We start from the raw sequence: 12,071 nt of genomic DNA on the forward strand, positions 1-12,071 counted from the left end.
GCAGGCTGTTTCCATGACACAATGCTTTGGCTGTTGGACTCTGTGCGGCTTACGGGTGCGGGTCGATACCCAGCAGAACAAGATCCTGCGCATCGCTGGTAACCCTTACCACCCCTTATCTCATGACCACCACTTCCCTTATCAGTTGCCACTGAGCGAAGCATTACAACGGCTGGGCGGCGAACAGGGCATGGAGGGGCGCTCAACCGCTTGTGCCCGAGGGGCGACGCTATTAGAGGGCGTCGATAGCCCTTACCGCATCACGGAACCGATGAAGCGCGTGGGGCCGCGCGGTAGTGGTCAATGGCAACGTATCAGTTTTGAACAGCTAGTTGCCGAGGTGACAGACGGCGGTGATTTATTCGGCGAGGGGCCGGTCGAGGGGCTGCGCGCCATCCGTGATTTGGTGACGCCGATTGATGCGAAACAACCCTCTCTCGGGCCAAAAGCCAATCAGTTATTAGTGACTATTGCCGGTGATGATGGGCGCGATGCTTTTATTCAGCGTTTTGCAAATCAATCCTTTGGCACTAAAAATCTGGGCAGTCACGGTGCTTATTGTGGGCTGGCCTATCGCGCTGGCTCGGGGGCACTGATGGGTGATTTGGACAAAAATGCCCATGTGAAGCCAGATTGGGATAATGTCCGTTTTGCCCTGTTTCTGGGAACTTCTCCAGCGCAATCGGGTAACCCGTTTAAGCGCCAAGGGCGGCAGTTAGCCAATGCCCGCCAGCGCGATGATTTCAATTATGTGGTGGTCGCGCCCGCCTTGCCGCTAACCACCACACTGGCCAATCAGCATAACCGCTGGGTTCCGGTGCTCCCAGGGACCGACGCTGCGCTGGCAATGGGAATGATCCGCTGGATTATCGAACAAGAGCGATTTAATCGCACTTACCTTTCTCTTCCCGGTGAGATGGCGATGCAAGCCGCTGGGGAGCGCAGTTGGACCAATGCCAGCCATTTGGTCATCACGACAGAAACCCATCCGCTGGCGGGGCAGTTTTTACGCGCCACTATGTTGAGTGGTGAACCCGTCGCTGAGGGAGAAGAAAGCCCGGTATTAGCGCAAGCCATTGATGGAGCGTTACAACCCGCTGCTCAGATGTTACAGGCCGAATTGTTCGTCACCCAAGACGTCACCTTACATGATGGTCAAAAGGTACAAGTGCAATCGGGCATGACATGTCTGCAACAAGCTGCTGCGCGCTTTACGCTGGCCGAATACAGCCAGCAATGTGGCGTGCCGGAAGCGACAATTATTGGTTTAGCTCGCGAGTTCACTGCCTATCAGCGTCAGGCTGCGGTGATTTCACATGGCGGCATGATGGGGGGCAACGGGTTTTACACCACCTGGGCAGTCATGATGTTGAACGCCATGATTGGTAATCTCAACCTTAAAGGCGGTGTGTCGGTGGGTGGCGGCAAGTTTGATGGTTTTGCCGATGGGCCGCGTTACCAGTTAGCCACTTTTGCGGGCATGGTTAAGCCAAAGGGGTTACCGCTCTCGCGCAGTAAACAGCCTTATGAAAAGTCAGAAGAATATCAGCAGAAAATCCAACAAGGGCAATCAGGTTATCCGGCCCGTGGCCCGTGGTATCCGTTTGTCGGCGGGCAGTTAACCGAACAATTGGCTCCGGCATTGGCGGGCTATCCCTATCCGCTGAAAGCCTGGATAAGCCATATGACCAACCCGCTGTATGGGGTGGCGGGACTACGTAATCTCATTGAAGAGCGGTTGCAAGACCCCCGTCAGTTACCCTTATTCATTGCTATCGATGCTTTTATGAATGAAACCACGGCATTGGCGGATTATATCGTACCGGACACCCATAACTTCGAGAGTTGGGGGTTCAGTGCGCCGTGGGCTGGGGTGTTAGTGAAAGCCAGCACCGCTCGTTGGCCAGTGGTGGAGCCACGCACCGCCCGCACCGCACAAGGTGAACCGGTGGCAATGGAGAGTTTCTTGATTGCTGTTGCTAAGGCGATGAAGTTGCCGGGATTTGGGGCTAATGCCATGCAGGATAGCGAGGGGAATAGCTTGCCGCTAGACCGAGCGGAAGATTATTACTTACGCGCGGCGGCCAATATTGCCTATGGTGGTGAAAAGCCACTACCAGCCGCGGCAGATGATGAGTTGCGCTTAACCGGTGTTGATCGTTTATGGCCTGCGCTCCAACGCAGTTTGCAGCAGGATGAACAGCGGCGTGTGGCATATTTGCTGGCTCGTGGTGGACGGTTTGCACCGTATGAGAAGAGCTGGAATGGTGATGCCACTGGGCCGCAATGGAAAAAACCACTACAAATCTGGAATGAAAATGTGGCGAAACATCATCACGCCATTACCGGTGAACGCTACAGTGGGTGCCCGACCTGGTATCCGCCACGGTTGGCGGACGGTTCGGATGTGTTCCAGTATTATCCGGCAACCGACTGGCCATTACGTTTGATGTCATTTAAATCCCATCTGATGAGTAGCTCAACGGCGATGATTGAGCGCCTACGTGCGGTCAAATCCACCAATCTGGTAGCGATCAACCCACAAGATGCGCAACGTAATGGTATTCAACATGGTGATATTGTGCGGTTAATGACCCCGGGAGGGCAGATGGAGGTGCAAGTCAGTCTATTGGATGGCGTTATGCCTGGTGTTGTTGCCATTGAACATGGTTATGGTCATCGCGAAATGGGCGCCAGAGCTCACACACTGGATGGCGTTGTGATGGCGTCAGACCCACGAATCGGCCAGGGAACCAATTTGAACGATCTCGGTTTTACCGACCCCACCAGAGAAGTCCCCAACACCTGGCTCGATTGGGTGAGTGGCGCGGCAGTCCGGCAGGGGCTACCGGCTAAATTGCAACGAATAAGCTAATACACGACAATTTTAACCGAAGGATAAATAAATCCCTCTCACTTACAGAGGGATTTTTTATTTCTACGTTATGATAGTGTCGGTGTATCTATTGGTTAGTCATTTCAGTGGTGTTATTCATTCTTATCGGAGAGCCGCGATGGCAGCAGCAAAACTCAGTGCGGGTTTATTGGTCGTCGGGGGCATATTAGGTTATTTCGGTGCCGATTGGCAGAGCAACCCATTACTGATTTCCGCTGGAGTGGCTTTACTCATCGGCATTGTACTCTCTGCTTTTACTGATCGAAATTGCCGCTAAAGATGTGCCATGCCGGTGTTTCGGGTATTATATGCGCCGCACGGGGTGACCGGTGCCCAAGTATCAGTTCTATTGCGCGATGATTTACCGTGGTTAGCTGTCGAATGACTTACGTAACCCATTGAGCAGTAATTAAATATTTATCAGTAACCTCTCTGAAAGACAGGAACGTACACCATGCCAGTGTTACATAACCGAATTTCTAATGAGGAACTTAAAGCGCGCATGTTGGCTGAAACCGAACCGCGCACCACAGTTTCTTTTTATAAATACTTCATATTGGAAGATGCAAAAGCCTTCCGCGATAACCTCTATAGCCAATTTGTTAAGCTCGGGGTGTTTGGCCGGGTTTATGTGGCCAAAGAGGGTATCAACGCCCAAATTAGCGTGCCTGCTAACCGTTATGATGAATTTAAAGTGGCACTGTTTGCCGCGCATCCTGCGCTGAACCCCGTGCGGCTGAATGTTGCACATGAAGATGACGGCAAGTCATTTTGGGTGCTGCGCATGAAAGTCCGCGAGCGCATTGTGGCTGACGGCATCGACGATGACAGTTTTGACCCCAGTAACGTCGGGCATTATCTGAAGGCCGATCAGGTCAATCAGATGATTGATGACCCTGATACCTTGTTCGTCGATATGCGTAATCATTATGAATACGAAGTAGGCCACTTCGAGAACGCGATAGAAGTTCCTTCGGATACTTTCCGTGAACAACTGCCGATGGCGGTTGATATGCTGCAACATGACAAAGAGAAGAATATTGTTATGTATTGCACCGGTGGGATTCGCTGTGAGAAAGCCAGCGCTTATATGCTGCATAATGGCTTTAAAAATGTTTATCACGTTGAAGGCGGGATTATCGAATATGCTCGCAAAGCAAAGGAACAGGGTTTACCACTGAAGTTTAAAGGTAAAAACTTTGTTTTTGATGAGCGGATGGGTGAGCGGATCTCTGATGAAGTTATTGCGCATTGCCATCAGTGCGGCACGCCAAGCGATACGCACACAAACTGTAAGAATGATGGCTGCCACTTGCTGTTCATTCAGTGCCCCACTTGTGCTGCAAAATTTGAAGGTTGCTGTAGCCCGATTTGTCAGGAAGAACTGAAGCTACCTCAAGAAGAGCAACGCGCTCGTCGGGCAGGGCGTGAAAACGGCATTAAGATATTTAATAAGTCTAAGGGATTACTGCAAACAACCATGCATATTCCCATGCCGGAAAAGGGCATAGATAAGTAATATCTGGTGCTATTAAAATAAGGCGTTGTCGGTTATTTTATCCGATAACGTCTTTTTTTTGCCATTTTGAGCCGTGGCGGTTCCAATACAAGGATTGATAATGACAAAACCTGTGGTAAGTGGCCAAGGGTTGCGCTTAGTTGCGATGCTGGCAATGTTGGTCGTGATTATGGCTGGGATCAAGGCGGCATCGCCGATTGTGGTTCCCTTTTTACTGGCCATATTTCTCGCTATTGTTTTAAACCCTCTGGTGAAATTACTCGAAAAAATAAAGATCCCCCGCACATTGGCTATTGTATTGCTGGTAACCATTATTGTTTTACTGATGGCATTACTCTTTAGCCGCTTAGGTTCTTCATTAAATGAATTTGCCCGCTCATTACCGCAATATCGCGGGATGATGCTGGAAAAAATGCGCGATCTGCAAGAATTTGCTATGCGCTTTAATATTGAATTCTCCGTGGATGACATTATGAAACATGTCGATCCCAGCATGGCGATGAACTTTGTTACCCGCCTGCTTAGCCACCTCTCTGGTGCTATGGCCAGTACCTTCTTGCTGTTAATGACCGTCGTATTTATGCTCTTCGAAGTCGAGCGCCTCCCTTATAAAATGCAGTTGATGTTTGATAATCCAGAACAAGGGAATGCGATTCTCAGACGTGCGCTGAATGGCGTGACACATTATCTGGTGATTAAGACCATTATTAGTATCGCGACGGGGATTGTGATTTGGCTATTTTTGGCCGCGATGGGCGTCAGGTTTGCATTCCTGTGGGGGTTATTAGCTTTTGTGCTCAATTACATTCCCAATATCGGGTCAGTATTAGCTGCCATCCCGCCAATTATCCAGGCTCTGCTCTTTAACGGTTTTGCCGATGCGTTTGCCGTAACCGGTGGTTATATCCTCATTAATTTGATTGGCGGCAATATTATTGACCCGCGCATGATGGGCCGCGGCTTGGGGTTATCAACACTGGTGGTATTCCTTTCATTGATTTTCTGGGGTTGGCTATTGGGGCCGATAGGTATGTTACTCTCAGTACCCTTAACCATTATTGCCAAAATTGCACTGGAATTAACGCCTGCCGGTTATAAGTTTGCGGTGTTACTGAGTGATGGTCAGCCCGCCAAAACGGAGACGGAAAAGCCAATATCCTGAGTTGAAAATCTGAGGGCCGTAGGTGAATTTATACCTGCGGCCTAACTCGACGTGAGGTCACGGTACGGACAGTGAATTAATAGAAAAAGAAATAAATATCCAGTGCCAGTAATGTGAGCCACAAACAGATATAGAGTATGAGATGCTCCCGTACATTATTGATAACCATTGAAAGCAATTTATTTAACATGCGGACTGCCTGCGGCTAAAATCATCGCTCATTATAGGTATTTTTAATTGGGCAAACAATAACCTAGGGGAGGAATTCTGACCTTTAGGAATAATAAAAATAAATGGTTTTTTAACTGATATGTGCGAAAAAGATAAAATTTGCAGGTTGGCGCATATAACGTCATTTAAGTAGAATGTAACCGATTTTTTCTAACAGCAAGTTATTTCGCGTTATATTTTTCCGGCTACATTATTTGTGATTTAAGCTTGTATAAGTATTGACTTAGTTCGGTCTCGAACCCTATATCGACGACATTTTCACTACATCCAGACTACGTTCTAGTATAAATATTTAAATACGTTGTAAATAAAGCACAACTCCAAGCGATTCCTGACTTTTATTTTCTCAGTAATATGGCGTTTATGTGAGTAAACCGTGCTATCGCTGATGTTCAATTTTTTGGCGATACGGTAGTTAGGCATTTCTGTCATCCAATAACACATGACTTTATGTTCTTGTGGGCTGAACAGCGATGAGGGGCATGACAGATGTGGCTTGGCTGTATCATGTGAAACACAGGATAGGTGCTGAAGCAGTTGAGGCAGATGCTTTTTAGCCAGAATAGACACAGAGTTAGTCAGAGGGATCGGTGTTTCACTGAATGGATAGGCCGCATCCAAATAAATATAAACTTTTGCCTGATCACAACAACGCAGAAAATGCTCTAATAACGGGCAATGGCCCCCAAAGCGACAATATTGAGTAAGATTTACAATTATTATCTCAGGATTAAAATCATGGATAGCTGATGTCGCTTGTTCAACTGTAGGCACATCTCTTAAATTAAGCGATGTTGAGTTATTTAAATAAGTATTTACCCCTGAGCGGGTATAAAAACATTCATCAATAATTAATATTTTCATATGACATACATCCTTGTCTAACTGCAACCATACCTGGCTGCATACAAGGATAAGGTAATCCTATGATGACCGAAGCGTCAATTCGGGATTTACGATGTTTCTTGACGGATTTAACGAATGAACCTCCCGTTAATTGCGAAACTAATGGTGTTTTATACTGAAATTAAAAGATAAGCAATATAAATTAATTGCCAATAACTTATTCTAAATACAAATAGTTATTGGCAGCAATTTAATCAATTAATGGTCATTTGTAGTCTAAGAATGAGCGAATCGTGCTAGTGAAAACGCAGAAATATCAATAGGTGATGTTTTATCTTGCGCAAAGAGTGCGGCGACTTCACCCAGTGCGGTGGCAAACTTAAATCCATGGCCACTTAAGCCCGTCACTACCATAATATGAGGGTTGTTTGGCAAGGTATCGATAATGAAATCTTCATCGGGACTCATATCATAGCTGCATGCTGCCCCGTGTAGACAAACACCCACGCCAGGTAAGAAATGACGCAAAAAGCCAAATACTTCAGTACCATCTTCAGCATAAGCCCCAAATGGCTTACGTTGTGCGGCTGATTCTATCGGTTGACCCCCATTATGCTTACCGAGTTTCAGTTCATCATTCTGTGAGGGAAACCCGTAGTAATGAATATTATCCGGTGTTTCTACTGTAAATGCGGGAAAATGATTCCCTTCACTGTAGCGACCATCAGCATGGTGCCAGGAAAAAACTTTGCGTATGGCTGTTATGGGTAATTGCGGCAGTAATTCTTTAACCCAAGTGCCAGCGGTGACCACCACTTTCTTAGCGCTGTAAGTGCCATCGATGGTTACAACATCAATCCCATCATCAAATGGTTCAATCGCGGTTACCGGGCAGTTAAATAAAATGCCACAACCCGCCTCAGTGACCGCGTTGATCAGTGTTTTTATTGCCAGCTCTGAACGTAAATAACCTGATTGTGGTTCGAACACACCAATATAATTATCCGGTACAGTAAGTACTGGCCATTTCTCGCGAACCTGCGCTGCGTTTAAAATGTCGACGGGTAAATTATATTGTTGTGCGCTGAGTTGTGCATTTTTCAGGAAAATTGAATCATCAGGCCCCAAATTGAGTACCCCACTGGCCTGAAACAATTTTTCACCCGTCTGAGCGGAGAGTTGATCCCATAGTGCTTGTGCGCGTAATACTAATGGAACATATTTCTCGCCTTCACCATATGCATGGCGAATGATTCTGGTGTCGCCATGGTGACTGCCTGCCTGGTGAGGGGGCATAGCGCTGTCAATCATCAGCACTTTTAAACCGGCTTGTGAGGCGTAGTAACCTGCGGCAGAACCGACCGAGCCACTGCCAATGACAATCAAATCATAATCCATATTTTTCACCTTGGTGAATATCACCGCCGACCTTATTTACGCTGTTTGATTTGAAACGCAGTTTTTATCCTGATAATGACCAGAACGATTTAAATGAAAGGCAGCAAGTCGCGATAAAATTAAAACGATAGTAATAACACGTGACCGAAAGGAGCAAAAGGGATGTTAGCGTTATTATGATGGGAGCGGTTAATAAAAAGGCACCCAGTCATATTATGGGTGCCTTTTTTGTGAGCTTTGAGAAATTAATTGTTGGTGATAATTAATGCTTACGGCGGTCCAAGTCTTGGTATTCTGATGACTCAATTTTAGCAATGCCTGCTTCTAAGATATTTATTAATTGGCGTGCAACATCAGTCGTCAGCCAGAGTGTTCTATCAACCAGCGCATCTTCAGGCGGTTGATCCATGGAAGACAGGTAATGAAGACGTATCATCATCGCGTCATATGCATCTACAGTGCTGATATCCCAACCAACGAGCGGGTGAGTCTGGATAACTTCATCATTTCTGTCCATAAAGACCCCTTACATAGTAGTTACTAACTGGAGTGACTAACGAGGATCAATGCGACTCAATACTAAGTGAACTTTTTTAGTATACGCAAGCGCTGATGAATGTGGTGATTATCCACAGATCTTTACAAATTATTTATTTCCTGATGATTAATTAAGCGAAGATTAAAATGAAAAAAGCCGAGGAGCGATTCCCCGGCAAAACAGCATTTACCTATACCCGTCATACTTAAAGCTGCATGTGCGTTGGCTACGCTCGTTACTCGGCCCGTCCATGGGCCTCGCCTCTACGAGGCCGCTGCAAGCAGCGTTCAAATCGGCTCCTGACCGATTTGTTACCCGAATCACTTACGACACAGTAAGCTCATCGGGATTTTCTCACTTGCCGCCTTCCCGCAACTTGAATTATTTAGGGTATACAACATATTTTTTATTGTGATTTATTCCGCATCGAACCAATCGTCCGCGCTTTCCCATATTTCTTGTAATATTTCAGAGATGAGATCTTTATCCGTTTTGGCTCCACCTAAAACAGAAAGATTATTGGCTCCGGCATAACGCACTTGTACTGCAGTGGTGGTGTCCGGGAATTTAGTCTTCAATCGTTTACTCAATTCATTGGTGAGTGCTTCGATAGCACCTGCGGGTAACGGGTTTTTTTTATCAATACTGACTTCAACACGCATATTTAGCCCTCCGAATATTTATACTGGTTATTTATACAGTATAAATATTCAGGCCGCAACTGGTTGATAAAAAAATTTCAGCTGTAGAAAAAGTGCGCTCTACAGCTGATGTTATCAGGCTTTAACTGACCAGTTGATGCTCTGGCCAGCAAGGAAAGGAATAATAGATTCATTTCCGAGTGTGATTTCTTCAGGTTGTCGGAAAGGAACCCGAACCAACTCAACGAAATCTTTGTTAACGGGCAGACCATAGAAGCGTGGGCCGTTCAAAGAGCAGAATGCTTCCAGATGTTGCAATGCACCCAGCTCTTCAAAAACGGTGGCATAAGCCGCGAGTGCCGACGGAGCATTGAACACCCCCGCGCAACCACAGGATGACTCTTTACGATGTTTGGCATGCGGGGCAGAGTCAGTTCCAAGAAAGAAGCGCTCAGATCCACTGGCAACCGCTTGACGCAGGGCTTCTTGATGAGTGCTGCGTTTTAGAATGGGCAGGCAGAACAGGTGAGGGCGAATTCCGCCAACCAACATATGATTACGGTTGAACATCAAGTGTTGAGGGGTGATGGTCGCACCAAGGAAACGATTGCCTGCCAGCACATAGTCAGCAGCGTCTTTGGTGGTGATATGCTCAAAGACAATTTTTAGCTCAGGGAATTGACGGCGTATCGGCTCCAGGACCTGGTCAATAAAGCGTGCTTCACGATCAAAAATATCAATGGCAGCATCAGTGACTTCCCCGTGGATCAGTAATGGCATACCTTTCTTCTGCATTTGTTCAAACAGGGGATAAATCGCTGGAATATCTGAGACACCATGGGTTGAGTTGGTGGTGGCATTGGCCGGATACAGCTTGGCTGCGGTAAACACACCTTGTTCAAAACCTTGAGTCAGTTCATTGACGTCGAGAGTATTGGTCAGGTAGCACGTCATTAGTGGCGTGAATTTATGGCCCGCAGGAATTGCCGCCAAAATACGTTCCCGATAGGCAATGGCACTGGCAACGGTGGTTATCGGTGGGGTCAGATTCGGCATGACAATAGCCCGGGCAAACACCTCGGAGGTATAGGGCAGCACGGTACTGAGCATTTCGTCATCACGTAAATGAATATGCCAGTCATCGGGGCGGCGAATTTTCAGGGTTTGGGGTTGTGCAGTCATTCAACGAGCTCCGCAGTCATGATGAGATATCGGGGTTTTTGTGCTGTTTCCGGCGGGGTCTAAGGATAAGCGGAAAGTGCTCCAGATGCATCTGATTGTTACGACTAAGTTGAAAACAATGCAAAAAGGGGCTCTTATAGAAAGGTCTCGAAAAAATACCCAAAAGGGTGAGTGATTGATTTATCGTTAAATACGCCAATTAAATGTACAGATGGGAGAATAACTATGGAAGTTCGTGTTATTGCCAGTTTAGTGGCGAAAGCTGAATTTATTGCTGAGGTTACTGCCGCAGTTCATCAGGTTATCGAACCGAGTCGTGAAGAGAAGGGGAATCTGCAATATGATCTCCATGCTGAAAGCGATCAAAAAGGCTCATTCGTGTTTTTTGAACGCTGGGCATCTGAAGATGCATTAGAAAAACATAATAAAACCGAGCACTTCAACGCGTTTGTCAAAGCGATTGAAGGCAAGTTGGAAAGCCTTGAGATAAAGAAAGTGAAGCAAATCGCGTGATAATCTTTGCTCAATAAAAAACCCGCCAAATGGCGGGTTTTACACTATTAGGGCCGAACGATATTGCTACTATTCAACCGATTGTGGCTTTGTTGCTGGTGCTGTTGCCTTAGTTGCTGCCGCATGACCACCCGCAGACCCTTTACCTGCAAAATCAAAGGCTGGGCGTTCCCAATGGCCTTGGCTTGGCGATGCTGGTTCGTAATCAGGTGCTGGTGCTTTGGTCATTGGCGCTGAAGCATAGTGCTTGAATAACACTCCTTCAGGATGAGCAACAACCGTCTCTTGTGGTGCAACCGCAACAGGAGCCGCATCGGCTACTGATTCAGTCACCGTAGCTTCTTCTGCCACAGTATCTTCAACCACTGTTTCCGCCACGATTGGTGCTTCAACCACCGCTTCTTCAACTGTCACTTCTTCAACTGTCATATCTTCAACTACAGCTTCTTCAGCGACTGTCGCGTCTTCAACTACAGCTGCTGTTTCTTCAACAACAGGCTCTTGGGTTACGGCTTCTTCCACGACAGCGACGGGTTCGATAGTCGCTTCAACTACAGTTTCTGTTGCCACAGCGTCTTCGGTCACTGGCTCGACTGCCGTGATAGTTTCTGTTGCTGGTGCAATGTCAGTTACCTGAACAGGTTCTTCAATAGCACGGGTTTCAACGATTGGCGCTACAGTTACCGTTTCTACAATTGCCGTTTCTACTATTGCCGTTTCTACAACAACCGGCGCACGGCCCGGTACGGCAGCAGCGGATGATGAAGAACCACCGGGCTTATGTTGTGGGGCTGGGGTCGGCACAATAGTTTCAGCTACGACAGCAACAACAGGTGCTGCAGCGGCAACAGGTGCTGCAACAACAGCAACTTGTTCTACGACAGCAGTCACTTCCTGTACGTATTCAACAGGCTGTTGTTCTTCAACCGGATTTTCCACAAAGGCGGGTTCAAACGGTTGAGCCACTGGATAACGCACCCACACTTTACCTGATGCCATTTCCGGTGAGGCGAAAGCCCCCGCCAGCGGCATAGCTGACTGAGTTGGGTAGCGCTCATCACGATAGCGGCGACGGCGTTGACCACTGACACGCAGGTGGCGAGGTGAGCGGCGAGAGCGACGTGGCATGCCATTTTCATTGTTGC

The 12,071-nt window shown here is 47.2% G+C and carries 11 protein-coding genes and 1 pseudogene; 5 read left to right on the forward strand and 7 right to left on the reverse strand.

Annotated features, from left to right (window positions below; genetic code table 11):
- From ttrA to ACNSO8_RS07215, 4 genes are all read left to right on the forward strand, one after another.
- On the forward strand, positions 1–2,875 hold a 2,875-nt coding region (ttrA, locus tag ACNSO8_RS07200), incomplete at its 5' end, for a tetrathionate reductase subunit TtrA (protein WP_418394241.1).
- A gap of 139 nt (positions 2,876–3,014) precedes the next feature.
- Positions 3,015–3,173: a hypothetical protein gene (locus ACNSO8_RS07205; protein WP_418394242.1), complete on the forward strand. Its 159-nt coding sequence runs from the start codon at positions 3,015–3,017 to the stop codon at positions 3,171–3,173.
- A 177-nt stretch (positions 3,174–3,350) separates the two neighbouring features.
- On the forward strand, positions 3,351–4,415 hold the full coding sequence (locus tag ACNSO8_RS07210) for a rhodanese-related sulfurtransferase (protein ID WP_418394243.1): 1,065 nt from the start codon (positions 3,351–3,353) through the stop codon (positions 4,413–4,415).
- A 100-nt stretch (positions 4,416–4,515) separates the two neighbouring features.
- Positions 4,516–5,577: an AI-2E family transporter gene (locus tag ACNSO8_RS07215; protein ID WP_418394244.1), complete on the forward strand. Its 1,062-nt coding sequence runs from the start codon at positions 4,516–4,518 to the stop codon at positions 5,575–5,577.
- Between the two features lie 76 nt (positions 5,578–5,653).
- Here ACNSO8_RS07215 and ACNSO8_RS07220 read toward each other — a convergent pair whose 3' ends face one another.
- The 6 genes from ACNSO8_RS07220 to pyrC form a co-directional block, all read right to left on the reverse strand.
- Positions 5,654–5,767 carry a DUF2770 family protein gene (locus tag ACNSO8_RS07220; protein ID WP_174847128.1) on the reverse strand — a complete coding sequence of 38 codons (114 nt, stop codon included), beginning with the start codon at positions 5,765–5,767 and terminating at the stop codon, positions 5,654–5,656.
- 320 nt (positions 5,768–6,087) lie between these two features.
- Positions 6,088–6,672: a response regulator transcription factor gene (locus tag ACNSO8_RS07225; protein WP_418394245.1), complete on the reverse strand. Its 585-nt coding sequence runs from the start codon at positions 6,670–6,672 to the stop codon at positions 6,088–6,090.
- A gap of 258 nt (positions 6,673–6,930) precedes the next feature.
- Positions 6,931–8,052, reverse strand: a complete 1,122-nt coding sequence (gene solA, locus ACNSO8_RS07230) for an N-methyl-L-tryptophan oxidase (protein ID WP_418394246.1) — start codon at positions 8,050–8,052, stop codon at positions 6,931–6,933.
- Positions 8,053–8,314: 262 nt separating this feature from the next.
- Complete coding sequence (gene bssS, locus ACNSO8_RS07235; protein ID WP_005157914.1) at positions 8,315–8,569, reverse strand: biofilm formation regulator BssS; 255 nt, start codon at positions 8,567–8,569, stop codon at positions 8,315–8,317.
- A gap of 437 nt (positions 8,570–9,006) precedes the next feature.
- Positions 9,007–9,252, reverse strand: coding sequence for a DNA damage-inducible protein I (dinI, locus tag ACNSO8_RS07240; protein ID WP_418394247.1), 246 nt, complete (start codon positions 9,250–9,252; stop codon positions 9,007–9,009).
- A gap of 114 nt (positions 9,253–9,366) precedes the next feature.
- Positions 9,367–10,413 carry a dihydroorotase gene (pyrC, locus tag ACNSO8_RS07245; RefSeq protein ID WP_418394248.1) on the reverse strand — a complete coding sequence of 349 codons (1,047 nt, stop codon included), beginning with the start codon at positions 10,411–10,413 and terminating at the stop codon, positions 9,367–9,369.
- Between the two features lie 225 nt (positions 10,414–10,638).
- Between pyrC and ACNSO8_RS07250 the strand changes: the two genes are divergently transcribed.
- The gene (locus tag ACNSO8_RS07250) at positions 10,639–10,926 is read left to right on the forward strand and encodes a putative quinol monooxygenase (protein ID WP_418394249.1); all 288 of its coding nucleotides are present in this window, start codon (positions 10,639–10,641) and stop codon (positions 10,924–10,926) included.
- Positions 10,927–10,995: 69 nt separating this feature from the next.
- Here ACNSO8_RS07250 and ACNSO8_RS07255 read toward each other — a convergent pair.
- A pseudogene (locus tag ACNSO8_RS07255) lies at positions 10,996–12,071 on the reverse strand (ribonuclease E); the annotation flags it as partial.

The sequence above is a fragment of the Yersinia sp. LJYL362 genome (assembly GCF_048323875.1).